The sequence below is a fragment of the Anaerococcus obesiensis ph10 genome (assembly GCF_000311745.1).
Lineage (GTDB): Bacteria > Bacillota > Clostridia > Tissierellales > Peptoniphilaceae > Anaerococcus > Anaerococcus vaginalis.
In genome coordinates this window covers 268,891-294,415 of the sequence record NZ_HE978531.1, presented here as the reverse complement: position 1 = coordinate 294,415, position 25,525 = coordinate 268,891, and the positions used below count along the sequence as shown (strand labels likewise).

Below are 25,525 nucleotides of genomic sequence, written 5' to 3'. Positions count from 1 at the left end.
TTGCAAAAATTAATTTGCAAGGATTTTTTTATTCGTATCTTGCCCTAATTCCACCAATTAATTTTGGTCTAGATTTTAAAGCAGTCAAATGAGCATTTCCAATATTTTTAATTTCTAATCTAAGAGGAACTTGGACAAATTTTATATGCATCCCTATATTTGCATCTCCAATATCCATACCAATATCTCCACTTATATGTTCAATTACAACAGGATCTTTAAAATATTTATAAGCAGCAGTTGCAAAAGAACCTCCTGCGTGTATTTGAGGAATGACAGATACAATTTCATATCTATCCCTAAAAGCAAGCTCTCTTTCAACAACAATCGCCCTATTTATATGTTCACATCCACCAACACCAAGATAAATTTTTTTCTCATTTAAAATTTCAAGTAAAGTTTTAATAACTTCCTCTCCAACTTCTACACTCGAATGTGAACCAATTTTATATCCCAAAATTTCAGAAGATGATCCACCTAGAATAAAAACATCTCCCGCTTTTGCCTTAGATTTTTCAAGAATTTCCAAACAAGCTTTTTTAACTTCATTTTTTATATCTTCCATAACCCCTCCTAATCACTCTATTAGAAATATACCCAATAAAAAAAGATAGATGACATAAGCACCTATCTTTTACTTATTAATTTTTTTGTCTTTAATCATTTTTGTTTTAGAAAATTCTTCTCTTTCTCTCTCTTCAATTTGGCTAGAAATTGATTTAATTATAGCCTTATAATTTGGAATTTGAACTTTTTCTAATGAATTTACTTTTTTGGATGTTTTTTTATTTCTGTATCCAAATTTTTAATAGTTGTATCAAGCTCTGCAAGTTTATATACTTTCTCTTTTAAATCATTCAATGACAAAAGAGCCTCATCAAATAAAGAATTAGTCAAATTTAATGAATACGATAAGTCCAATTTTTTCGAATCAAAATCAATTTCAAAAATTTTTGTTTGCATAAACTTTTTTTCTTTCAAAGTAATGGATTCATCTAGGGGAACTGATAAGGCTATCGATTTTAACCTATCTTCCCCAGTTGTTACAATTGCTTTTTTTATATTTTTTTTAACATCTTTAATGCAAGAATTAACAATTTTATTCAATTCATTTCTTTGATTTATTTTTGCATTATATTGACCTATCAAAGCTTTTCTTTTTTTATCAAGAATATCATAACCTTCATTGATTAGGCTTAATTGATTTTTTGCCTTCATCAAATTTGCCTTAGTTGGGGCAAATTTTGTTTCAGTCATATTTAGCTCCCAAATATTTTTCCTTATTTTCCTTGCTTACCCTGTGAATTTCTTCAATTGGTAAAATTTTTAAAATATCCCATCCCAAATCCAAAGAATCTTCCAAACTCCTATTTTCATAAGAATCTTGGCTTAAAAATCTATTTTCAAAATTTTTACCAAAATCCAAATATTTTTTATCCAAATCTGATAAGTCATCTTCTCCAACTATTTGAGAAATATTTCTAATTTCTTGAACTTTTGAATAAGATTCGTAAAGCTGATTCATCAAATCATCATGATCACTTCTTGTAAAGCCTTCTCCAATTCCATCTTTCATAAGTCTTGATAAAGAAGGAAGAATATTTATTGGAGGATAAATTCCTTTTTGATCTAAGCTTCTATCAATTACAATTTGTCCTTCTGTAATATATCCCGTTAAATCTGGGATTGGATGAGTAATATCATCATTTGGCATTGTTAAAATTGGAATTAAAGTTACAGAACCATTAACTCCATCAATCATACCAGCTCTTTCATATAAACTTGCAAGATCTGAATATAAATATCCAGGATAGCCTTTACGAGAAGGGACTTCTTGTCTAATTGAAGAAACTTCACGAAGAGCTTCTGCATAAGATGTAATGTCTGTAATTATTACCAAAACGTGTTTATTTTTTTCAAAAGCCAAATATTCAGCAGCTGTAAGGGCACATTTTGGTGTAATTAATCTTTCCATAATTGGATCATCTGCCAAATTTTCATACATTACTACCTTATCTTTAACTCCTGCTTTGGTAAAAGCATCTTCAAAAAACATAGCTTCATCTTTTTTAATTCCCATAGCTGCAAAAACAAAACAAAAATCCTCTTCAGTTTTTAATTTTGCTTGCCTTACAATTTGGGCTGCGATTTCGTTGTGTGGCATTCCTGATCCAGAAAAAATTGGAAGTTTTTGTCCACGAATTAATGTCGTAAGAATATCTATTGATGAAATTCCTGTTTGGATAAAATTTCTTGGATATTCTCTAGAAACAGGATTTAGAGGATTTCCTTCAACCGAATAAAATTTATCAGAATAAATTTCTCCACCATCATCAATTGGTCTTGCAATCCCATTAAAAATTCTTCCCAAAATAGATTCGTTTAAAGGAATTTCTAAAGGTTTTTCCTCAAATTCTACAACAATATCATTTAAGGAAAAATCTTGTGTATTTCCAAAAACTTCTACTGTAACTGTATCATCATCAATTTTTACAACTTGACCAATAAAATTTTCTCCCAAAGTGTTTACTTTTACCACAGCATTGTAAGCAATATCTTCTACCTTATCAAGTTCAATAATTGAGGCCTCAATTTTTTTGATTTTTGTATATTGCTTTTTCATTTATTACCTTCTTTCACACTTTGAAAATATGATTGAATATTGTTATTTAGTGATGCAAATTTTTCAATTTCATCATTTTTAATATCATATTTCATTGAATTAATTTTGGCTATTAATGTTTTATCGTAAATATTTTTATAAGATATTCCTTCTTCGATTAAATTTTTTGAAATATTATAATAATTTTCTATAACTTTTAGCATTTGAATTTGCTTATTTAATGGAACATATTTATCGGTATCATTAAAGGCATTTTGTTGAAGAAAAGCAATTTTAATCATACTTGCTACATCCAAAAGATTTTTTTGCTTATCTGATAGGGAATCTTTTCCTACCAGCATTACTATTGATTGCAATTTGTCTTCCTCAGTTAAAATTTCCATCATTTTATTTCTTAAAGAAACTATATCTTCCCCACTAATATTTTCATAATAATTTGCCATTTGATTTAGGTAATTTGAATATGAATTTAACCAATTTATAGCAGGATAATGTCTTGAATAAGCAAGATTTTTATCAAGTCCCAAAAATACATTTACACTTCTTCTAGTGTTTTCTGTTACGGGCTCAGAAAAATCTCCACCTGTTGGAGAAACTGCTCCAATAAGAGTAACAGAACCATGACTTCCATTTAAATTTATAAAATCGCCTGCTCTTTCATAAAATTGTGAAAGTCGTGAGCCAAGATAAGCTGGGTATCCTTCCTCCGCTGGAATTTCTTCAAGTCTTGCAGAAATTTCTCTTAAAGCTTCTGCCCATCTTGATGTAGAATCTGCCATCAAAGCAACATCATAGCCCATATCTCTAAAATATTCAGCCATAGTTATTCCTGTGTAAATACTCGCCTCTCTTGCAGCTACAGGCATATTTGAAGTATTTGCAATAAGAATTGTTCGCTCCATTAATCCTCTGCCTGTATTAGGATCAATAAGATTAGGAAAATCTTCGAGAACTTGAGTCATTTCGTTACCACGTTCTCCACAACCAATATAAATAATTATATCTGCATTAGAATATTGAGCTAATTGGTGTTGAAGCATAGTCTTTCCTGTTCCAAATCCTCCAGGAATTGCAACTGTTCCTCCCTTTGCAACAGGAAAAAATATATCCAAAACTCTTTGACCAGTAAGTAAAAGTTCACTTAAAGGTTTATTTCTTTTAATCGGTCTTTGAACTCTTACAGGCCAATATTGATACAATTTTAAATCTTCAATTTTTTCTTTAGTTTTAACTTTTACAATTGTATCTTCAATACAATATTTTCCATCATCTAAAACTTCTAGGACTTCTCCATCAAAATTTGACATTAGCCTATGTTCAATTATTGGACTTTCATCAATAGTTGCATATATTTGACCTTTTTTTATTTTATCGCCAACTTTTACTTTGATTTTTACATCCCATTTTTTCTTTTCATCAAGATTTGAAAGTCCAAGTCCTGATGGAATAAAAGAGCCATGATTTAAAGCAATTTTATCTAGCGGTCTTTGGATTCCATCAAACATATTTCCAATCATCCCAGGGCCAAGTCTTACTGATAAGGGTCTATTTGTTTTTATTATTTCGTCATTTATTTTTAAACCTGAAGTATCTTCATAAACTTGAATTATTGCATAATCCCCATCTATCGAAACAACTTCTCCAATAAGTTTAAGTTTACCTACAGTTACCATCTCTCTTATTTTTAAATCTGACGCATTTCTTGCCTTTATTACAGGACCATTTATAGATTTAATTGTTGGAGTCATCCTTATCCTCCATTTCTTTTTCAAATTCATCAGAAATTATTTTATAAAATTTGCTTCCTATTTCATATTTATAATTATCTAATTTCTTTTCTAAGGAATAATCATATTGATAAGTTAAATCTTTATTTTTTATAATAAAGCCTCCTATTTTCGAATCATCCATTTCTTCTGTTTTAAAATCAAATAATTCTTGGTCAGATTTTTTTACACATAAAATCAAATCTTTATCATTTTCTGATAAATTCTTATATATTTCATTTGCCTTTATTGCAAGTTTTTTCTTATATTCATTACTATTTGAATAATTTTTTAATTCATCTTTAATTTCTTCAATTAATTCATCAAGCAAAGATTCTTTGAATTTGTTATATGAAGTTTTTTTATTTTGAGAAATATTTGCAATTTTTTCATTTTTTCTTGCATTGGCAAATTCTTTTCTTTTTTCTATATAAAGCTTATAATTTTTATCTAAATTATCCTTAATTTCATTTAAAGTTTTTGAAGAAAAGTCTGTTGAATCATATAATTCTTTTTCGCTTTTTCTTTTTTCATTTGACCAAACCATCTTCCTAAAGCTTGAAATTTTTGCACTTAAATCTAGCATTTAAGTCTCCTTTACTAATCTAAAACTACTACTAAAGGAGTAGCATTTTCTACCCTATAATTTTCTACCTCATCTTTTATTTTCTCATAGCAATATTTTGAAAATATAATTAAAGCTAAGTCTTTTTCTTTTGTAAAATCTTTAAAATTATAAGATATTTCTTCTTCATTTTCTAAAATCAAACCATCAATTCCTCCAAGCCTAAAGCCAAGAAGAAAAGATAAGTCATTTGTAATTACTTTTGCTTTCATTTTAAGCAAATAAAATCATTATAGAAATAATTACACCAAAGATTGCAATACCTTCAGCAAGTCCTACGAAAATTATTGTTCTTCCAAGAATTGATGCATCTTCTGAAATTGCTCCAAGAGCTGCTGAGCCTACTTGACCAACTGCATATCCTGTTCCTATTGTTGCAAGACCTGTTGATAAGGCTGCCCCAATATATTTCAAGCCGCTTGCTGTTTCACTAGCACTTCCAGCTGTAGCTGCTTTAACACCGTTTGGTAAAACTAAAACCAAAATCATAACCATTATTGGAATAAATGTAGATAAATTTATTTTTAAAGCTTTTCTTATTTTTTCTTTAGAGCTATCTTCATTATTTTTTAATAAGTACAAACCTGAATAAATTGTTATAACAACGCATGCTAATGCTAATATTGAAATTAAAATCATTATTTTCTCCTTATAATTTACTTATTGGACTAAATTTTTGTCCATCTCCCTTGTAATATTTACTAAACATTTCATAAAATTCTAATCTTAAACCTTGAATAAATACAATCATTCCTTCAAGTCCTATTATTAAAATATTTCCAAATATTAAAATAATAATTCCTATAATTCCTCCGCCTACAAGCTTACTCATAACTTCAAAAGCCATATATAAACCTACGTGGTTTATAGCAAACGCACCTACTCTTGTAAAAGAAACAAGATTTGAAAATACAGAAAGCAAAGCTTCAATTATAGAAAATGAACTTTCTATATAATAATCAGCAGAAGATTGATCATATATTGGATTAATTCCTAATATTTTTCTAGAAATTGGTTGTTTAAATATCATCAATATAATTGATAATACAAGTAAAGTTATTGAAAATTTCATTGGCAATGGATTAATTTTTACAATATTTAAAATGATTAAAATAAATGAAATCATCATAATTAATCCTGCTATACCTTCTTTTCCAAAAACTCCTTCTTCTAAATCTTTTTGCTTGTGAAGTTTATTATAAATTCCTAAGATATAGGATATAAGAATTAGAATAACTCCAAAGGCGACTGAAGCAACTAATACTTTTAAAATATTATCAAATGGTTTAATTAATAATGTTGGTATTAAATCTTCAATTCCAAAAAATGATCCATACATTATGCCAAAAAAGCAAGCAGAAAATCCTATTCTTCTTACTAATTGACCAAATATTTTATTTTTCTTTTCTACTAGAAAACTAGCTAAGATGAAAATTAATCCTTGTCCTAGATCCCCAAACATCATTCCATACAAAAGCATATAAGTTATTGCGAAAAATCCTGTCGGATCTATTTCATTGTAGTTTGGTGCTCCATACATATTAACCAAAAACTCAAAGGGCCTAGTTAGTTTATTATTTTTTAATTTAGTTGGTGGGTTTGCTATTGTCTGGCTATTTTTTTTTGATCTACCAAACTATCTTCATATTTTTCTACAGAATCTTTTACAACTTGTAATTTTGATTCTGGTACCCAACCTGAAAGATAAAAATACTTTCTACCTTTTAACATTTTATCTTTTATTTTAGAAGACTTCTTATAAAAATCTATAGTTTTTGGAAGGTTTTTCAATTCATCTATATTATCAATTTTGATTTTTTCTAGATTTTCATTTATTTTTTTAAGCTTAATTTTATTTTCTTGGTATTCTTTTTTTATTTCTTCTAAACTTTTATTTTCTGGAATATCCTTATCAATAAAACCCAAAGATGAAATTGTTCTATTTACTTCATCTTCAACACTTTTTGGATAAACTAAAAGATAATCTTCATTCCCACTTTCAATAGATTGGTTTATATTATTTTCATTCTTATCTTTAAATCCTAATTTTTCCAATAATTTCATAAAACCTGCCTTCTAGTCAATAATCTTTTCAAAGAATTCTTTTACTAACTTATCTTTCTTTTCATTAAAAACTTTTTTACTTTCTAATTTTTGCTCTTCGTAAAATTCTTCTATTTCTTTTTTCTTATAATCCGCTTCTTTTAAAATATCATCATAAATTTTATTGGAATCATCCTTAGTTTTTGAATCATAATTTTTGTTTAGTTCAAGACTAACTTTATTAACATTATCTTTTTCATTTTTTAGTATTACATCAGTATCATTTCTTAATTTTGTCGTTTCATCATCAATACTATAAATACTTTTCAAAGCTTCCTTATTAGTTTTTATATTTGGATCATTTTTTTGTAAATGAATAATTAATGATGGTATAGATTCGTAATTATTTTTTAATATAAACCTACCGTCTTTACTAACTTCTCCCAATCTATAATTAAAATAATTTAAATTTGTAATTTTATTTATATTAATTTCCTCGTTTTCAAGTGCTTGTAAGTTATTTATATATTCTTCAAGTTTTTTGTTTCTTTCTTCTAAATTCTTTTTCTTTTCTATATTATCTTCAAGCATTTTTAGCAAATTTTTAAGTTTTTCATCATTAATTCTTTTCCCATTATCGGAATCTTCTAAATTCAAAAATTCTTTAATATCTTCAAGATTTTTTATAAAAGTAGAATCTATTTTTTCAAAGCTATCTAGCTCATTAAAGTCCTCTGTTTTATCGATATTTTCTTCGCTAGCTTTTATAGAAAACTCTCTGTTTTGTACTTGCCTAAAGGCATCAACTTGATCAAATTCATCAATGTTAATTAAATCTTCTAGAAAATCATCTAAATTTTCAAGTTTAGCCATTATATTAACTAAGTGCATTTTTTCAACAGCCATTTTATCACCTCTTTATTATATAATGCTTCTTTTCATCCTTATCAAAAGTTTCATCAAATTCAAGCATACTTATGATATTTTTATTAGAAACTTCCATCATATCAACTATATAAATTAATTTGAGCAAATCATATTTTGAATTATTTAATCTTTTTGAATTATCACTCAATAAATCTTTCTTTGCTTTATAGAAATTAGAGGAATTATTAAATAATGAATTATAAGGACTTCCTAATATTCTTTCCTTAACTTTATCTAGACTTAATTTTGATAATTTTTTTAAATCTTCTGTTTTTAGGTATTTGCCTCCTTCAATTAAATAATTAAATATTTCATAATCATTTAAAATAAAGTAGTTTTTTAATCTAAATAACATTTCAATATTAAAAATATCAATTTCTCTACCTATAAATTCTCTAAGCTCCTTAGCAAGATTTTTTGGAAGTTTTTTAGTTTCTTCTAAAAGGTCTCTATAGTAAAATTTATTTAATGAATTAGATATTAGAAAAATTATAGAATTTTTTTGCATATTTTCATTTAAAAATGGATAAAGAGTTCTATAGTACCTAGTTGACTTAGATTTTTCTACAAAAGTTTGAAAATCATCGTCTTTCGATACATTTATGTTTTGAGAAAATTTTTCTCTTTTTATAATATCTAAACTGTCTTTCAAATGCTCATTTAAAATTGCCTGAACAATTAATTGAATTAATTGTAGTTCGAATTTTGAAATATATTTTATAAAGAAATTTTTCTCTTCTCCTTTAAGAAATTTCAAAAATGAATTTAAATCGTCATATAAGCTATTGGAAAGAAAAATTTCCACATCTTTTTTAGAGTAAATATTAGGTATTTCACTTTTATTTGCTCTAATAATATCTAATTTTCTTTCCAAACTGTCTTCGTACAATAAATCTCTACAAATTTCTTTACTAGGCAATTTCCCAAGTTTAGCTTTTGCTTTTACTACATAAGCTTTCATAGTGCCTTCTTTCTTAATATTTAATCTTGGACTAGTTCTCCTGATATTGTAAATGAAGTGTTATCTGTTATTTTTACCTTGACAATTTGCCCTATTAATTTCTTATCTGCTTTTACATGAACAAGTTTAAAAGTATCTGTTCTACCAGTCAAAACATCTTTATTATTTTTACTTTCAGATTCTAACAAGACTTCAACAACTTTACCTACATATTCTTTATTTTTTTCATTAAATATTGGATAAAGAGTATCCAGTAATCTATCAAACCTATCTTGAACAATTTTATCGTCAATTGGATCCAATTTAGCAGCTTTTGTTTTTGGTCTTGGAGAATATTTAAAAGTAAAAGCAGTATCAAATCCTACTTTTCTACAAACATCTAAAGTTTCTTGAAAATCTTCTTCTGTTTCAGTAGGATAACCTACAATAATATCCGTAGAAATTGCAATACCAGGAATCTCTTCTTTTAATTTTCTAGCTTTTTCTAAATATTGTTCTTTATTATATTTTCTATTCATATCTTTTAGAACTTTGTCAGAACCTGATTGCATAGGAAGGTGGAAATAATTACATATATTATCATTTTCTTTAATAACTCTAATTAAATCATCAGATAAGTCTTTTGGATGACTTGTTGTAAATCTTAATCTTTCAACCCCTTCAATTTTTGCGCATTTTTCTAAAAGCTCTGGAAAAGTTACATTAAAGTCTGATTTGTTTCCATAAGAATTTACATTTTGTCCTAAAAGTGTGATTTCTTTATAGCCATTTTTAACTAAATTTTCAATTTCTTCAATAATGTGAGATGGTCTTCTACTTTCTTCTCTTCCCCTTGATTGAGGAACTATACAATATGAACAGAAATTATCGCAGCCTCTCATTATATTTACATAAGCTTGAAAATTATTTTTGCTATTATAATTTACGTAATCATCTTTTACATTATCTTCTGAAACATCAATTACTCTTTCGCCTGTTTCTAAATATTTAAATAAAAGATCTGGCAAAGAATTTATATTTTTAGTTCCAAAAATTATATCAACTTCTTTGTGTTTTTTCTCTATAACTTCTCTAGCAACGCTAGTTTGCATCATACAACCTGATACTGCTATAATTTTTTCAGGATTTTTTTCTTTTAATTTTTTTAAACTTGATACTTGACCATAAAGTTTTAATTCAGCATTCTCTCTTACAAGACAAGTGTTAAATAAAATAAAATCAGCATTATTTCTATCATCAGTTTTTGTATAACCTAAATCTTCTAATATATAAGAAATTCTTTCAGAATCATGTTCATTCATCTGACAACCAAAGGTTGTTATATTATATTTTTTATTTTCAAAATAATTCTTATATTTTTCATTATTTTTTAATTGCATATATCTCCTTACAGCTAAAAAAGAGATGATCTAGACCATCTCTTTTTTGTATAATTGTAATTTATCAGATATTATTCTTCAGTAGAATCTTCGTCTTCTATTTCTATACCTGATAGTACTTCTTCTATAGCAAATCCAATGTTATTATTTAAATCATTATCGCCAAATTCGTTATTTGATTCTTTCTTTTCAGCTTTTCTTTTAGCTTTAGCATTAGATCTGTTTTTATTTTCTTCGTTATTTCTTCTTGGTTTTCTTTCAATTCTTTCTGGGGCTTCTTTTAAAGCTTTAATTGAAAGACCAATTTTTTCTTCTTCTGGGTCAATGCTTAAAATTTTAACTTCTACTTCATCACCAACATTTAATTCATCTGATGGTTTTTCAACATGATCCCATGAAATTTCAGAAACGTGAATTAATCCTTCAACTCCTTCGCTAACTTCAACGAAAGCACCAAAGTCTAAAAGATTTACAACTTTTCCTGTTATAACATCTCCAACTTCATGTTCATTTGTAAATTCTGCAAATGGTTTTTCAAGAAGTTGTTTTCTTCCAAGCGAAATTCTATTTTTTTCTTTGTTTAATTTTAAAATTTTAACTTCAATATCATCGCCGATATTTAAAACATCCTTTGGATGTTCTACTCTTGTCCAAGCTATATCAGATACGTGAAGTAATCCATCAAGACTTCCTATTTCAATGAAAGCACCAAAATCTGTAAGTCTTGCAACTTTTCCTGTTATAACTTGTCCTTCTTCTAATTCATCCCATTGTTCATCAAGTTTTTCTTCAACAATGTCTTTTCTTGATAAAACTAGACGATTTTTTCTCTCATCTATTGAAATGATTTTAAGATCCCAATGTTCTCCAACAAATTTTTTGAAGTTTTTAACAAAATATGGAGCTATTTGGCTTGCAGGAACAAATCCATTGATTCCCATAACTCTAGCTGTAAGACCACCTTTGTTTGCTCCTGTTACATCACCTTCAACAGTTTGGTCATTTTCGTAAGCTTCTCTAAGGTTTTTCCAATTTTTCATTCCTTCTACTCTTCTAGTAGATAATGAAACATTGCCTTCTCCATCATCAAGTTTTATAACATAAACTTCTACTTCTTGACCGATTTCAAAATTATCTTTTGGATTTTCTCTTTGTTCTTCAGTCATTTCATCCAATTTTACAATACCATCTGCACGATATTGAATGTCTACGAAAACTTCATCATCTTTCACATCAATAATTGTTCCGTTTACAACATCTCTAGGATATATTTTCTTCATACTATCTTCAATGCTGTTCATTAATTCTTCATTTGTTAAATCATCCATCCTATTAACTACCTCCTCGATAACCTGATCTGGTGTGGACGCACCAGCGATTACCCCTATTATATTAAAATTTGAGAGCTTTTGCAAAGGTAGATCTTTAACAGTTTCTATTCTTTGAACATTTTCACAATACTTTTGTGCTATTTGATAAAGCTTGTTTGTATTCGAACTATTAAAACCACCAACAACAATCATACAATCAACTTCTTTTGATAGGCTCTTACATGCTTCTTGCCTTAATCTTGTAGCATTGCAGATTGTATTTTCTATTACTACATCATCATTCGTCTTCTCTAACTCATGAGCAATATTCTCAAAAAAATCAATTCTGTTTGTTGTTTGACTAACAACATAAAGTTTTGACATATTTGTAATATTTTTTGCTTCAGTCTCATCTTTTATTATTATACCATTATTTACGTAAGATGCCATAGCTTTTATTTCCGGATGTTCTTTATCTCCAATAATTACTACGGTGTATCCTTCATTTTCTTTTTCAATTATTTTTTTGTAAATATTTAAAAGAACTGGGCAAGTTGCATCAACAACTTCATTAGAATTTTTTTTAAGATTTTCTTTTAAATTTTCACTTACTCCATGACTTCTTATTACTATTTGTGAATTTTTTATTTTTAAAACTTCATTTTCATCTACAACACTTACGCCTTTTTTTTCAAGCATTTTAACTTGCGTTGGATTGTGAACCAAAGGCCCTAGTGTATATGTTTTTATATTTTTTTCGCTTGCTTTATTTGCAAGGTCAACACTTCTTCTAACTCCATTACAAAAGCCAGAATTTTTCGCAACTATTACTTTCATCTCAAACCTTTCTTAAAAATTTGTGATTTTCATACATTTTCTCATAAGTTTTATCCATAATTTTTTCCATTGCATCTTTTGATTTATATTTTTCAAAATCTTCAATTTGTATAAGATTTTTTATGTATAAATCTGTTTTACAAAATGGCTTATAAGAAGATAAAATTTCTATTGTTAATATATCAGTTTTTGATTTAAGTGCAATATATCCTGCACCATCTTTTATATTTTCTCTTTTTATTTCCTTAACTCTTGTTCCTTCAGGAAATATTCCTAAAATTTTTCCTGTTTTTATTAATTTTATTGAATCTCTTAAAACCGATAAATCTTTTCCATCTCTTTGAGCTGGTATTGCATTTAAAGATTTTAATATATTTTTTAAAATTGGTATTTCAAATAATTCTTTTTTTGCTATAAAATGAATCTGCCTATCTAAAGCCATTGCTACAAAAACCGGATCAAGAAAAGATTTGTGATTTGCACAAACAATAAATTTTCTATCTTGTGGAATATTTTCATAACCGTGTACTTTTATCCTAAACAAAGGTGTTGCTATTAATCTTAATATTAAATATATAAATCTATAAAACATCTTCTTTGTCCATTTTATTTATAATTTCTTCAATAGTTTCATCAATTGTTAAATTTGAAGAATCTATTTCTATGGCATCTTCTGCTTTTTTTAATGGAGAAATTTCCCTGTGTGAATCTAAGTAATCTCTTTTTTCTATATCTTTTTGAATTTCTTCTAAAGGTTTATCAATTTCATTTTGCTCATATCGTCTTTTTGCCCTAACTTCACTTGATGCTACTAGAAAAAATTTGTACTTTGCATTAGGAAAAACAACTGTGCCAATATCTCTTCCATCAAGAATAATTGATTTATTTTGAGAAATTTTTCTTTGCATATCTACTAAATATTTTCTAACTAAGAAAATAGAAGATACCCATGATACATTTTCAGTTACTTCCTTATTTCTAATTTTATCGCTTACATCTTTTTCATTTAAAAATACCCTGTCACCTTTTATGTCGATATTAATTTTTCTAAGCAAATCTATATCAATCTTATCAGATTTTTCTATATTATTTTCTAAAAAAAATAAGGTTACAGCCCTATACATTGAACCTGTATTTAAATATGAAATTTTTAATTTTTTAGCCAAAATATTTGCTATTGTGCTTTTTCCTGAGCCGCTAGGTCCATCTAAAGCTATAATAAAATTACTCATTTTCCCTCCTTAAATCCTTAGCACAAGCATAGGCTTGTGAAAATGCAATTTGTAAATTATATCCTCCTGTAAGAGCATCAACATCTGTAACTTCCCCAACAAAATACAGACCAGAAACTATTTTTGATTGCATATTTTTAGGATCAAGTTCTTTACAATCAACTCCACCTGAGGTTATAATAGCATTTTTTATTTCACTTAATCCATTAAATTTTAAATGAAAATATTTAATTTCTTTTATTAATCTAAATCTCTCATCTTTTGTAATTTGGTTTGCTTTTGTATGAAAATCTATATTTGATCTTTTTAAAACTACATCTACAAAAGCATTTAGCAATAGTTTTTTTAAAATATTTCCTACATCTTTATTGGAATTATTTTCAAAATCTCTTAGAAGCCTATTATCTAATTTTTCAAAATCTAGACCTGCTTTAAGGTCAATATACATATTTTTGACTTTTTTTCTATTAATTAGTGATGACATAGTTAAAACAATAGGTCCAGTTATGAAATTTTTTCCTATTAGCATTTCTCCAAATTCACTAATTTTTTTATCTTCGCACTCCACATTCAAGCTTACATTTTTTAAGGAAATTCCATTTAAGCTATCTAAGTCATCATCTAAAAATTTAATTGGACAAAGAGCCGGTTTTGTACTAATAATTTTATGGGAAAAATATTTTGCAAATTTATAACCATCGCCAGTTGAACCTGTCAACGGATATGAAAGACCTCCTGTTGCAATTACAACTTTATCAAATTCATAAGAATTTTTTTGGGTAAGAACAATAAATTTATTTAAATCTTTGTCTTTATAGATTTTATTTACATTTTCATTTAATTTCAAATCTATATTTTTTTCTTTAATAAGCTTTTCAAATAATTTAATCACGTCATTTGATTTTTCACTTTTTGGAAAAACCCTATCTCCTCTTTGGGTTGTAAGTTTTAATCCCTTATTTTCCAAATAATCCATAAGAGCATAATTATCAAAATTTGTAAATGACGAATACATAAATTTTTTGTTTACAAGAATATTATCCAAAAATTCATCAAAAAATTTGGCATTAGTAATATTACACCTGCCTTTTCCGGTAATAAATATTTTCTTGCCAATTTTGTCATTTTTTTCTATTAAAGTTATTTTATTTTTTTCGTTTTTAGCATTTATTGCAGTAAAAATACCGCCTGCTCCTGCTCCAATTATTCCAATATCCATTTTTATAAACTTTCTAAATATTCCACTTCTTTTTTACTTAATTTTTTATAATCTCCATCTTTTAAATCATCAAGACAAATTTGTCCTATTTTTATTCTTTTTAAATCTAAAACTTTTATTTTGAAATATTCAAACATTCTTCTAATTTGCCTATTGTAGCCTTGATGAATTGTAACTTTGTAAGTAATTTTTTCTTTATCTATTAAAGAAATTTTTGCATCCGATGTTATTTCTTTTTGCGATAATTTTACCCCATCCATAAAAATTTTTTCTTGGTAAGCTGTAAGTTTTTTATCTACCTTAACTATATAAATTTTATCAATTTTTTTACTTGGATGAATTATTTTATTTGTTATTTTGCCATCATTAGTAATTATCATAAGACCATGACTATCTTTGTCAAGCCTTCCCGCACAAAAAAATCTCTCATCAATATTAAGCAACTTATTTAAATCTTTTTCGTTGTGAGGATCATAATTTGATGAGATATATCCAATAGATTTATTTAATTTATAGTAGAAATTTTTTTGAATTTTTAAAATTTTTCCATCAATTTTAACTTCATCTGTTTCTTTTACTTGATATGATAAGTCTTCTAATTTATTTCCATTTACATAAACTTTACCATTTTTTATATATTCTTCGCTTTTTCTTCTTGATGCAAATCCTGTTTTTGCTATATATTTATTAATCCTCATCAATTTCTCCATCTATTTTTTCATCAATTTTTGGCAATTGGTCAAGATTTGAAATATTAAAATACTTTAAAAAAAGATCAGTTGTAACATATATAATAGGCTTTCCGATTTTATCAAGTCTGCCATTTTCTTTTATAAGTTTTTTATCTAAAAGAGAATCTATTGTTGATTGGGATTTGACTCCTCTTATTTTATCAATTTCTGCTCTTGTTATTGGTTGCTTGTATGCAATAATTGATAGGGTTTCTAAAGAAGAATTAGATAAATTTTTCTCCGATTTTTTTACTATATTTGAAATATATTTTTCGTGATCTGGTCTGGTTGCAAATTGGTATTTATCTTCATATTTTTTTATAATAAGTCCCGAAGATTTTAAATTCCTGTCATCAACCATCTCATTAATTGCCTTTCTTATTTCAGATTTTTCGGCGTCAAATATAATTTTTCCAAGATCATTGATGTCAATCGGTTCGCCCCAAATATATAAAATTTCTTCAATAATTCCTTTTAAGTAATCACTATTCATTCTTATCCCTTTTTACTATCAAAAATTCATTTATTTTTTCTTCTTCCAAGTATATTTCCTTTAATCTTACAAGCTCAAGAAGTGCTAAAAATGTTCCTATACAAGCATCTTTTGATTTTATTTCATCTGTAATTTTATTTAGCCTTATTGATTTTGTAAATTTTAATGTATTTCTTATTTTTTTTATATAATCATTTACATCAAGTCTTTTAATTGATTTAATAAGATCTGGTTTTTCTATTTTTTCATTCTTGTAAGCTCTTATTAATTTTATAAATTCATTTTTTAAAATATTTACATCTTTACTAATTATTTCATCGTTTGACTTATATTTTGATAAATCTTCTTGGTATTTTGTATAATAAGATTTCGCTTCATTTTCAAGAATTTTTAAATCATCTTCTACACTTTTTATTTTTTTATATTCTATAAGATATGAAATAAAATCTTCTTCTACTGTATCATTTTTATCTTTTGGCATCAATTTACTAGATTTTATGTATAACAAAATAGAAGATATATAAATAAACTCACTTAATTGACCAAGAGGAATATCCATTTCATTGATAGCCTCCATGTAAGGGCTTGTTATATCTTCTATTTTTATGTCATAAATATCTACTTTTTGTTTTTCTATAAGTCTTAACAAGACATCAAATGGTCCTGTGTAAACTTCTAAATCAATATTTAAACTATTACTTTTCATCAATCAATCTTTTTGCATACATTACAGCTATTATTGTTTTAGCATCTGTGATTTCGCCGTTAATTACCATATTATAAACATCTTCAATTTTATATGATTTTTTTTCTAAAAATTCATCTTCATCTAATTCTAATTTTGATTCTTCCAAATTTTTAGCCAAAAAGAATGATAATTTATCGTTTGTAAAACCAGGAGATGCGTGCATATCAAACAAATATTCAATATCTAATGGTTTATAACCAATTTCTTCTTGCAATTCTCTTTTTGCAGTTTCAATTGGTTTTTCATTTACTTCAACCAAACCAGCAGGAATTTCTAAAGTGAATTCATCGATTGCCTTTCTATATTGACGTACCAAATAAATAGAATCTTCCCCATCAAAAGCAATTATTCCTACGCCTTTAACGTGATCTACTATTTCTCTTTTTGAATACTTTTTATCAGGCATTTCCACAGTTTCAACTCTCAAAGAAAGAATTTTTCCTTCATAAATGTTGTCAACTTTTATCGTTTTTTCATAATTATCCATACTAATTTCCTTTTCTTAACTCTTCTGCCATTTCTATCATTTCTTTTGCAGATTCCATTGTTTTATCAGTAATATCAACGCCAGCCAAAAGCCTAGCTATTTCTTTTACCCTATCATTTTCTTTAATATTTGTAGATTTTGATATAGTTAAATCTTTTTGGTCAAATTTTTCTATAAGAATATGATTAGTTGATAAAGATGCTATTTGTGGAAGATGGCTTATAGCTAAAATTTGTCTTTCTTTTGATAAGTCTAAAATTTTTTCTCCAACAATTTGAGCTGTTCTACCGCTAATTCCTTGATCAATTTCATCAAATATCATGGTATCAATTTTATCATAATCTGCAAAAATTTTTTTAAATGACAATACAATCCTTGAAACTTCTCCGCCAGATGCGGTTTTTGATAAGGATTTTAAATCTTCTCCCTTGTTAGTTTTAATGAGAAAATCTATATCATCAATTCCATTAGAATCAATTTTGTTTTTATTTTTAAATAAAACCTTAAAATCCCCATTAATAATATTTAAAGATTGTATTTCACTTTTTATTTCCTTTTCCAAATTTTTAGATTTTTCTTTTCTAATTTTTGAAAGTTCTAGGGACTTTTCTTCTAAATTTTTATTTATATTTTTTATATCTTTGTCAATATTTTTCTTTAAATCACTTATTTTTTTTAATTCTTTTAATCTCAAAGAAATTTTATCATAGTATTCTATAATATCTTCAATTTCATTTCCATATTTTCTTTTCAAATCGAAAAGTTTTTGATTAATCATTTCAAGCTCGTATAATCTTTCAGGATTTTGATCAAGCTTATCCTTATAATTATCAAGCTCAGAATAAATTTCATTTACTAAGTCTATAACAGTATATATTTTATCGTTAACTTCTTCAATGCTCTTGTCTATTTCTGAAAAATCTGATAAATTTGAAGATAAATTAGCTAGAAGTGAGCTAATAGATGCTTTGTCATAATCAAAGGAAGAAATCAATTCTTCACTACTTTCAATACTTTCTCTAAGCTCAGTTATAGAATTTAATTTTTTATATTCTTGGTCAATTTTTTCTTCATCAATATTTAAAAGATCAATTTGTTCAATATCATCAAGTTGATAATTAATTAATTCTTTTTCTCTTGAAACTTCTTCTTGGGATAAATTAAATTCATCAAACTTTTTAAGCAAATTATTTTTTTCATTGAATAATTTATTAATTTCATTTTTTAGTTTGATAGTTTCCTTATCTTTTTTGTAGGCATCAATAATATCAAGATAATTTCCCTTATCCATAAAAATATTTGAATCGCCTTGTTTGTAAATATCAATTAATAATGAAGAAATTTCTTTTATTAACGAAAGATTTGCTACTCTTCCATTTATTCTAATTGATGAAGATTGTTGGTTTATTGTTCTTGTAATAATAAGTTTATTATCATCAAATGTAATATCTTTATCTTCTAATTTTTTTATTGTATCTTCGTCCAAATTAAAAACTGCTTCTATAATTGTTTTATCATCAAATTTTCCAATTATATCTTTATTTGTCCTTTTCCCCAAGACAATATTGATAGCTTCTAAAATTAAACTTTTTCCAGAACCAGTTTCTCCAGATAAAACATTAAATCCGCTATCAAAAAATAAGTGATCTCTTTTAATAATCACTAGGTTATTAATAAATAACTCAGCTAACACTTATTTCACCATACTTCTTATTGTTTCAATCAAATCGTCAATTTCATCTATATTTTTTGGTGTTATAAATATAGTATCAAGTCCTGTTACAATTCCACCAATATTTTCGAGTTTTGCATTTGTTATATACAAACCACAAACTGTTGCAGTATAAGAAATAGTTTTTATAACAACTAATTGGTAAGATCTTTCTACAGATAAGACAGATTCTTTAAATATTTTTTCCATTCTTTCATTTAATGAATCATAAACAGTATCTATTACTGTATATTTGTATTCATAATCATCTGTTTGTACTTTTGATATTCTAAGCTCTTTTATATCTCTTGAAATTGTAGCTTGAGTAGCATCTACTCCTTGATCTCTTAATAATTTAGAAAGTTGACTTTGTGTTTTTACTTCATTATTTTGAATAATATCTAATATAAGTCTTTGTCTAGTGTATTTTTTCATTTGATCCTCTCTGTTAAATAATCAATTAAATAAATGTGAAAATCATTGTTTTTAAAGTCATTGATATTTTCTTTAGCTTTTCTATTAAAGTCTAGTAGTAATTTTTTTGCATCATCAATAGAAATACATGATAAAATATTTAATTCAAACTCATCATATTTGTCTAAAATATCGTCTTGAAGTTGGAAAGCAAGTCCTAGATAATATGCGTAATTTTCTAATTTTTCTAGCTCATCTTTTTCAACATTTGCATACAAAGCTGCCATCATAATTGCAGCCATAAAAAGTCTTGCAGTTTTATTTTTATAAACATCAAGAATATATTCCAAATTTTCATCCTTTTTTGCCTTTATATCAAAAACTTGTCCTTTTATCATTCCATCTTTACCACAAGCATTTGCCAAATATTTTCCAGCTTCAAGAAAACGTTGGTCATATATACTCAAATCAAGAATGATTTCAAAAGCATAGGATAACAAACTATCTCCAACCAAAATCGCAAGATCTTCTCCATATTTTTTGTGGACTGTAAGTTTTCCTCTCCTATAATCATCATTATCCATACAAGGCATATCATCATGTACCAAAGAATAGGCATGAACCATCTCAAGTGCCAATGATAAATCAATTATTTTTTCATTAATTGCATTTTCTCCCAAAAGCATTTTTATAGTTTCCAAAAAAACTACAGGTCTTATTCTTTTTCCAGAATCACTTGCATAAATCAAGGCCTTACTTAAAGGATTATCTTCATCAAATTTTTTTATCATTGCCCTATCAATTATATTTTTGTCAGCAATTAAAATTTTATCAAATTTTTCCTTATTCATTTTTGTCATTATTTATTATTTCAACCTTTGCCTTATAATCATTGATTTTTTTATTAAGTTTATCATAAATTTCTTTAGCCTCTTTATAAATTTCAAGGCTTTTATCTATATTATCTTTATTTTCTTCTAAATCTTTTAACAAAGATTCCATTTTTTTATAATTTGCTTCAAATGTGTTATCCATCATAAATCTCAGCTTTCACTTCTCCATCACTAAAAACTATATTTACCTTATCCTTATTTTTTAAAGAATATTTAGAATAAATAAAATTGCCATCAAAATCCTTAATAAAAATACTATTTTTCTTAATATCCAAAATTGATTTTAAAGAATTAAGTCTATATTTTAAAATTTCTAAATCTTTTTCTTTCTTTTCAATGTTTAAATTTAAATTATTCTTGATTTTCTCAAATATTTCATTTACATTTTTAGTTTTTTCATCAAGTAATTTATCTAAACTATAAGAATCTAAGCTGTATTTTAAATTATTAAGTTTTAATTCTTTTAATTCAATATTTCTATTTAAAGTTTTTTGGATGTCTATAAATATTTTATTTATATCTTGTCTAATTTTTTTATAATTTCTTACCAAATATGAGCCTGCTTCTGTTGGCGTTTGCAAGGACAAATCACTAACTAAATCTGTTAAAGACAAGTCTATTTTGTGTCCTATAGCTGAAATTATTGGACTTTTCGCCTTATATATTTCTTCTACTATATCTTTTTCATTAAAAACCTTTAAATCTTCTTTGCTACCACCACCACGGGTAATAACAATTGCATCTAAGTTTTTTTTATCAAGAACATTTATTGCATTAATTATTTCATCTTTTGCACTAAGTCCTTGAACCTTTACTGGATAAAGATAAATATTTATGTCTGAAATTTCTTTATTTATTACAGATAAAAAATCTACTATAGCTGCTGATTTATCCGAAGTTATAAGGCCTATTTCTTTGGGATAATCGCAAATAGTTTTTTTGGTATCTTTATCAAAATAACCTTTTTTTAAAAATTCTTCTTTGATCTTTAGAAAATTTAAATATTCTTCTGACAAGCCCTTTTTTTCCATATCATTTACTGATATAGATATTTTGGAAAAAAAGCTATTGTAAATCAAATTTCCATCTACAATAACCTCATCTCCATTATTAAAGTCTTCTATATCCTTTTGTTCATAATAATAAATCACACAATCAATAATTTCATTTTCCTCCTTTAAGGAAAAATATATATGATTGTGAGATATTTTGTAGTTGGCTATTTCACCTTTTACACTTACATTTTGAAATAAAGGATCGTGCTTAAAAGAAGTTTTTATATATTGGTTAAATTGTTTTACGCTTAAAGATTTCAATTATTTTCTCTTTTCTGCAATTTTACCTAACACGCTGTTTATAAATTTGTATCCATCACTTGTTGAATATTCTTTTGCAATATTTACAGCCTCATTTATAGAAACACTTATAGGAATATCTAAATTTTCCATTTCATTAACGCTCAAAAATAAAATTGACCTATCAACTTTTGCCATTCTTTGTAAAGATTTTAATCCTATTTGTTCTGCAATTATATTTTCTAGATTATCATAATTTTCTATATATGATTTTAATGACTTATATAAAAAAGAATCTTTATTTAAATCTATCTCATGATTAATAAAGGCTTGGTCTATATCGTCAATATTTTTTATTTGATTTTCAAATATTAACTTAAATACCCAGTCTCTTTGTTTTGCCCTATTCATTATATTACTAAACTATTTACTTCGACATTTACTCTCTTTACAGATAAGCCAGTCATAGTTTCAACTTGTCTTTTTACATTTTCTTGGACATTTTTTATTGTTTTTCTCACATTTACATCTGCACTAAGTACAAGATTTAAATCTATAATTACAAAGCCATCCATTACAGAAATTCTTGTATCTTTTTTTGCTTCCTTATTGGATTTTGTGTTTGATTCAATTACACCATTTACTTCACTACAAGCTTTTTTAGCTATTTCTTCAATAGTTTCATTTGCAATTTTAACACTTCCAAATTTAAATGCTCTTGTCATTTTATCTCCTTTATACTCTGGATAAATATTCCCCTTTTCTAGTATCAATTTTTATAACATCTCCCTCATTTACAAAAACTGGAACATTTATAATTGCACCTGTTTCAACTTCTGCAGGTTTTGTTACATTTGTTGCTGTATCTCCCTTAACTGCAGGTTCAGTTTTTACAACTTCAAGTTCTACAAAATTAGGTGCCTCAATTGAAAATGGATTGTTTTTATAAAATCTCATTGTAGCTGTATCATTTTCTTTTATATAAGGAATTGCTTCAGAAACTGCATCCTTATCAACAGGAATTTGTTCAAAAGTTTCTGGATCCATAAAATAATATAAATGTCCGTCGTTGTATAAGTATTGCATTTCTTTTGTAGAAATAATAGCTTGTTCAAACTTTTCATTTGGGTTAAAAGTTACATCTTTATTTCCGCCTTGCATAACAGATTTTATTTTTGCTCTTACAAAAGCTGCACCCTTACCTGGTTTTACGTGTTGGAAATCTATTACTTGATAAACATCTCCATCATATTCAAAAGTTATTCCTTTTCTTAAATCATTTGCTGATATCATATATCCTCCTAATAGGTTGTTTTCTAATATTATACCACTTATATTTTATTTTTTAAATAAAAATGTAAAATTATGTAATAATCTAAAATAAATTTTCACTTTATTTTTTACAATTTGATATAATAATAAAAGGAGTTGACATGAAAAAATTAGCAATTATTTCAGAATATAATCCATTTCATAATGGACACAATTATATACAAAAAAAAGCAAGAGAAATAACTAATGCAGATATAGTTATAGCAATAATGAGTGGAGATTTTGTTCAAAGAGGAGAAATAAGCCTAATAGACAAATATAAAAGAGCAAATTCTGCAATGCTTTCTGCAGATTTAGTTATTGAAATGCCTTCATTTATCTCTTTACAAGCAGCAAATCTTTTTGCTAGAAAAAATATAGAAATTTTAAACAAATTAGAAATTGATTATCTTGCATTTGGAATTGAAAATATTAGTGAAAAAAATTTTTTAAAGACTTGTGAGAAGATATTTGAAAATGAAAATAGAATAAATATTGATACAAAGAATTTTCTAGATGAGGGAATGTCTTTTGCAAAAGCATCATATCTTGCCTCAATCAAATATATAGAAAATAAAGAATTTTTTTCCGCAAATAATATACTTGCTTTAGAATATCTCAGAGCTATAAAAAAACTAAAAGCAAATATAGAAATTGTACCAATCAAGAGAAAAAATTCTATGAATAAAGATGTTGAATTAAGAAAAGATTCATTTTCTTCTTCAAGTTCTATTAGAAATAACATTGAAAATATAAAAATTAAAGATTATCTTCCAAGTCTTTCTTATAATTATATAAAAAAATTTAAAAATGAATACAATATTTTTCCACAAAATGATTTATTGTATGAGATTTTTAGGTATAAAATTTTAATAGAAGAAAAAAATATGAAAGATACTTTATGTTACGAAGACGGCATGGATAATTATCTAAAAAAAATAGCAAAAGATGAAATATTTTATAAAGATTTTATTAAAAATTCTACAAGCCAAAGATTTACAAAATCTAGGATAAAAAGGCTTATGATAAATTACCTATTAGAAAATAAAACTTATCTTAATGAAGTTGACATAAATTTTATAAAAGTTTTATCTTTTAATGAAAATGCCACAAAATTATTCAAAGAATGTAAGCTTAATGTAATTATGCAAAAAAAGGATATAGATAAATTAAATAAAGAAAATAAAATAATCTTTGAGCAAATGATTAAGGCATCAAATTTATATTCAATGATTATAGGAAGAAAATTTGATAGTGATTATAGAGAAAAAATTTCAATTAAAAAATCCTCTTATTAGAGGATTCAGACTGTAAACAAGTATACAAATCCTCATGCTAAGAATATCATACGTAAAAAATTGATTTGATTTCAAATTTTAAAATTCGTCAAAAATCGCACTGTTTGAGCGTTAGTGAGTTTGCGATTTTAGAATTTTTAAATTTAGAAATCAACAATTTTTGGAGTCAGATATTCGTGCTTGAGGATTTGTCTACGCCATAGAACCTCATATTAGAGGATTTTTATTTTGCAAATTTTATTTTTGATTTAATATATGTTGTTTATTTTTTTCCAATGATTGAGCCAATTGGCTGAAATTTTCACATGATTTTGTAAATAATTGGTCAATGTATTGGTATGATTGTTGTTTAATTTTATTTGCTTCTTGGTTTGCTTGTTCAAGAATTCTTTGCGCTTCTTGTCTAGCCTCTGCTGTTATTTGATGTTCTGAAATCATTCTTTGATATTGGCTTTTAGCTTGTTCTTTGAAATTTTTGATTTCATTATTTGCATTTTGTACTTTAGATCTTGCTTCGTTTTCTGCTTCTTGCAAAATTCTTTCTTTTTCATCGTTAATCCATTGAGCGTTTTTGATTTCTGTTGGAAGAGAATCTCTCATATCTCTAACAATTTCAAAAATTTCATCTGGATCAACTGAAACCTTTCTTGAAAATGGAACAGAACTAGCATTATCCATTATATCTTCAATTTCATCAATTAGTTCGTTAATATTTGCCATTAGTTTTTTCCTCCTAGTTTATTTTTTTCATATATAGCTTTTTTTACATTTTTTGATACAAATTTAGATACATCTCCACCAAAACTAGCTAGCTCTCTTACTCCACTTGAGCTTATAAATGAGAATTTCGGGTCAGAAAGTAGAAATATAGTTTCAAGATCTTCATATAGGCTTGAATTAAATTGAGCAATATTCATTTCATACTCATAGTCTGTAACTGCCCTTAAACCTCTAACTATAATTTTTGAATTTTCTTTTTTTGCAAAATCAACTAACAAACCTTCGAAAGTTTTGACTTTGACATTATCTAGTTGAAATTCTTTAATTTCATTTTCTATTAATTGTTTTCTCTCTTTAATTGAGAAAAGAGAGTGCTTGGCTTCATTTATCAATATAGCAATGACTACCTCATCAAACATCTTATTTAATCTTTTTATTATGTCTAAGTGTCCGATTGTAATAGGATCGAAGCTACCTGGATATATCACTTTCATAGCAATAA

General features: G+C 26.2%; 30 protein-coding genes and 1 pseudogene. 1 reads left to right on the top strand and 30 read right to left on the bottom strand.

Translation table 11 applies throughout. The annotated features are described in order from the left end of the window. Positions 1–28: 28 nt before the first annotated feature. The 28 genes and pseudogenes from HGAG_RS01510 to efp form a co-directional block, all read right to left on the bottom strand. A complete protein-coding gene (locus tag HGAG_RS01510) occupies positions 29–565 on the bottom strand; it encodes a TIGR01440 family protein (protein WP_019117614.1) in 537 nt (178 codons plus the stop codon). A gap of 69 nt (positions 566–634) precedes the next feature. After that, a pseudogene (locus HGAG_RS10380) lies at positions 635–1,218 on the bottom strand (V-type ATP synthase subunit D). Between the two features lie 31 nt (positions 1,219–1,249). Continuing rightward, the gene (locus HGAG_RS01500; RefSeq protein ID WP_019117612.1) at positions 1,250–2,623 is read right to left on the bottom strand and encodes a V-type ATP synthase subunit B; all 1,374 of its coding nucleotides are present in this window, start codon (positions 2,621–2,623) and stop codon (positions 1,250–1,252) included. After that, entirely contained in the window at positions 2,620–4,371 is a 1,752-nt protein-coding gene (locus tag HGAG_RS01495) for a V-type ATP synthase subunit A (RefSeq protein ID WP_019117611.1), read from the bottom strand. The genes HGAG_RS01500 and HGAG_RS01495 overlap by 4 nt, the downstream gene beginning before the upstream one ends. Continuing rightward, positions 4,355–4,975: a hypothetical protein gene (locus tag HGAG_RS01490; protein ID WP_019117610.1), complete on the bottom strand. Its 621-nt coding sequence runs from the start codon at positions 4,973–4,975 to the stop codon at positions 4,355–4,357. Before HGAG_RS01490 ends, HGAG_RS01495 begins: the two co-directional genes overlap by 17 nt. 14 nt (positions 4,976–4,989) lie before the next feature. Then, a complete protein-coding gene (locus HGAG_RS01485) occupies positions 4,990–5,226 on the bottom strand; it encodes a V-type ATP synthase subunit F (RefSeq protein WP_004838898.1) in 237 nt (78 codons plus the stop codon). 1 nt (position 5,227) lies between these two features. Next, positions 5,228–5,653, bottom strand: coding sequence for an ATP synthase subunit C (locus HGAG_RS01480; RefSeq protein ID WP_004838899.1), 426 nt, complete (start codon positions 5,651–5,653; stop codon positions 5,228–5,230). Positions 5,654–5,663: 10 nt separating this feature from the next. Further along, positions 5,664–6,620: a V-type ATP synthase subunit I gene (locus HGAG_RS10375; RefSeq protein ID WP_244263832.1), complete on the bottom strand. Its 957-nt coding sequence runs from the start codon at positions 6,618–6,620 to the stop codon at positions 5,664–5,666. Further along, positions 6,617–7,078 carry a V-type ATP synthase subunit I gene (locus tag HGAG_RS11840; RefSeq protein ID WP_244263794.1) on the bottom strand — a complete coding sequence of 154 codons (462 nt, stop codon included), beginning with the start codon at positions 7,076–7,078 and terminating at the stop codon, positions 6,617–6,619. The genes HGAG_RS10375 and HGAG_RS11840 overlap by 4 nt, the downstream gene beginning before the upstream one ends. Positions 7,079–7,090: 12 nt before the next feature. Continuing rightward, a complete protein-coding gene (locus HGAG_RS01470) occupies positions 7,091–7,963 on the bottom strand; it encodes a V-type ATP synthase subunit I domain-containing protein (protein ID WP_019117608.1) in 873 nt (290 codons plus the stop codon). 4 nt (positions 7,964–7,967) lie between these two features. Next, complete coding sequence (locus tag HGAG_RS01465; RefSeq protein ID WP_019117607.1) at positions 7,968–8,945, bottom strand: V0D/AC39 family V-type ATPase subunit; 978 nt, start codon at positions 8,943–8,945, stop codon at positions 7,968–7,970. Between the two features lie 20 nt (positions 8,946–8,965). Continuing rightward, a complete protein-coding gene (gene miaB, locus HGAG_RS01460) occupies positions 8,966–10,324 on the bottom strand; it encodes a tRNA (N6-isopentenyl adenosine(37)-C2)-methylthiotransferase MiaB (protein WP_019117606.1) in 1,359 nt (452 codons plus the stop codon). 71 nt (positions 10,325–10,395) lie between these two features. Continuing rightward, positions 10,396–12,471 carry a bifunctional 4-hydroxy-3-methylbut-2-enyl diphosphate reductase/30S ribosomal protein S1 gene (locus HGAG_RS01455; RefSeq protein WP_019117605.1) on the bottom strand — a complete coding sequence of 692 codons (2,076 nt, stop codon included), beginning with the start codon at positions 12,469–12,471 and terminating at the stop codon, positions 10,396–10,398. Between the two features lies 1 nt (position 12,472). Continuing rightward, entirely contained in the window at positions 12,473–13,063 is a 591-nt protein-coding gene (locus tag HGAG_RS01450) for a lysophospholipid acyltransferase family protein (protein ID WP_019117604.1), read from the bottom strand. Continuing rightward, complete coding sequence (gene cmk, locus HGAG_RS01445; RefSeq protein WP_019117603.1) at positions 13,053–13,703, bottom strand: (d)CMP kinase; 651 nt, start codon at positions 13,701–13,703, stop codon at positions 13,053–13,055. Before cmk ends, HGAG_RS01450 begins: the two co-directional genes overlap by 11 nt. Further along, a complete protein-coding gene (locus tag HGAG_RS01440; protein WP_019117602.1) occupies positions 13,696–14,922 on the bottom strand; it encodes a BaiN/RdsA family NAD(P)/FAD-dependent oxidoreductase in 1,227 nt (408 codons plus the stop codon). Before HGAG_RS01440 ends, cmk begins: the two co-directional genes overlap by 8 nt. Positions 14,923–14,924: 2 nt before the next feature. Beyond that, on the bottom strand, positions 14,925–15,620 hold the full coding sequence (locus tag HGAG_RS01435) for a pseudouridine synthase (RefSeq protein WP_019117601.1): 696 nt from the start codon (positions 15,618–15,620) through the stop codon (positions 14,925–14,927). Next, positions 15,610–16,146 carry an SMC-Scp complex subunit ScpB gene (gene scpB, locus HGAG_RS01430; protein ID WP_019117600.1) on the bottom strand — a complete coding sequence of 179 codons (537 nt, stop codon included), beginning with the start codon at positions 16,144–16,146 and terminating at the stop codon, positions 15,610–15,612. The genes HGAG_RS01435 and scpB overlap by 11 nt, the downstream gene beginning before the upstream one ends. Continuing rightward, the gene (locus tag HGAG_RS01425; protein WP_019117599.1) at positions 16,139–16,852 is read right to left on the bottom strand and encodes a segregation and condensation protein A; all 714 of its coding nucleotides are present in this window, start codon (positions 16,850–16,852) and stop codon (positions 16,139–16,141) included. Before HGAG_RS01425 ends, scpB begins: the two co-directional genes overlap by 8 nt. After that, positions 16,842–17,381, bottom strand: a complete 540-nt coding sequence (locus HGAG_RS01420; protein ID WP_004838911.1) for an NUDIX hydrolase — start codon at positions 17,379–17,381, stop codon at positions 16,842–16,844. The genes HGAG_RS01425 and HGAG_RS01420 overlap by 11 nt, the downstream gene beginning before the upstream one ends. A gap of 1 nt (position 17,382) precedes the next feature. Then, a complete protein-coding gene (gene recN, locus HGAG_RS01415) occupies positions 17,383–19,074 on the bottom strand; it encodes a DNA repair protein RecN (RefSeq protein ID WP_019117598.1) in 1,692 nt (563 codons plus the stop codon). Further along, entirely contained in the window at positions 19,075–19,527 is a 453-nt protein-coding gene (locus HGAG_RS01410; protein ID WP_004838913.1) for an arginine repressor, read from the bottom strand. Continuing rightward, entirely contained in the window at positions 19,524–20,357 is an 834-nt protein-coding gene (locus tag HGAG_RS01405; RefSeq protein ID WP_244263793.1) for a polyprenyl synthetase family protein, read from the bottom strand. Before HGAG_RS01405 ends, HGAG_RS01410 begins: the two co-directional genes overlap by 4 nt. Further along, entirely contained in the window at positions 20,350–20,544 is a 195-nt protein-coding gene (xseB, locus tag HGAG_RS01400; RefSeq protein ID WP_019117596.1) for an exodeoxyribonuclease VII small subunit, read from the bottom strand. Before xseB ends, HGAG_RS01405 begins: the two co-directional genes overlap by 8 nt. Beyond that, the gene (xseA, locus tag HGAG_RS01395) at positions 20,534–21,715 is read right to left on the bottom strand and encodes an exodeoxyribonuclease VII large subunit (protein ID WP_019117595.1); all 1,182 of its coding nucleotides are present in this window, start codon (positions 21,713–21,715) and stop codon (positions 20,534–20,536) included. Before xseA ends, xseB begins: the two co-directional genes overlap by 11 nt. After that, complete coding sequence (gene nusB, locus HGAG_RS01390) at positions 21,716–22,105, bottom strand: transcription antitermination factor NusB (protein ID WP_019117594.1); 390 nt, start codon at positions 22,103–22,105, stop codon at positions 21,716–21,718. Beyond that, positions 22,105–22,419: an Asp23/Gls24 family envelope stress response protein gene (locus HGAG_RS01385; RefSeq protein ID WP_019117593.1), complete on the bottom strand. Its 315-nt coding sequence runs from the start codon at positions 22,417–22,419 to the stop codon at positions 22,105–22,107. The genes nusB and HGAG_RS01385 overlap by 1 nt, the downstream gene beginning before the upstream one ends. A 10-nt stretch (positions 22,420–22,429) precedes the next feature. Then, the gene (gene efp, locus HGAG_RS01380) at positions 22,430–22,987 is read right to left on the bottom strand and encodes an elongation factor P (RefSeq protein ID WP_004838919.1); all 558 of its coding nucleotides are present in this window, start codon (positions 22,985–22,987) and stop codon (positions 22,430–22,432) included. A gap of 140 nt (positions 22,988–23,127) precedes the next feature. Here efp and HGAG_RS01375 point away from each other — a divergent pair, with 140 nt between their 5' ends. Further along, positions 23,128–24,303, top strand: coding sequence for a nucleotidyltransferase family protein (locus HGAG_RS01375; RefSeq protein ID WP_019117592.1), 1,176 nt, complete (start codon positions 23,128–23,130; stop codon positions 24,301–24,303). Between the two features lie 237 nt (positions 24,304–24,540). Here HGAG_RS01375 and HGAG_RS01370 read toward each other — a convergent pair whose 3' ends face one another. Beyond that, complete coding sequence (locus HGAG_RS01370; protein ID WP_019117591.1) at positions 24,541–25,023, bottom strand: H+-ATPase subunit H; 483 nt, start codon at positions 25,021–25,023, stop codon at positions 24,541–24,543. Continuing rightward, positions 25,023–25,517, bottom strand: a complete 495-nt coding sequence (coaD, locus tag HGAG_RS01365; protein WP_019117590.1) for a pantetheine-phosphate adenylyltransferase — start codon at positions 25,515–25,517, stop codon at positions 25,023–25,025. Before coaD ends, HGAG_RS01370 begins: the two co-directional genes overlap by 1 nt. Positions 25,518–25,525: the final 8 nt, after the last annotated feature.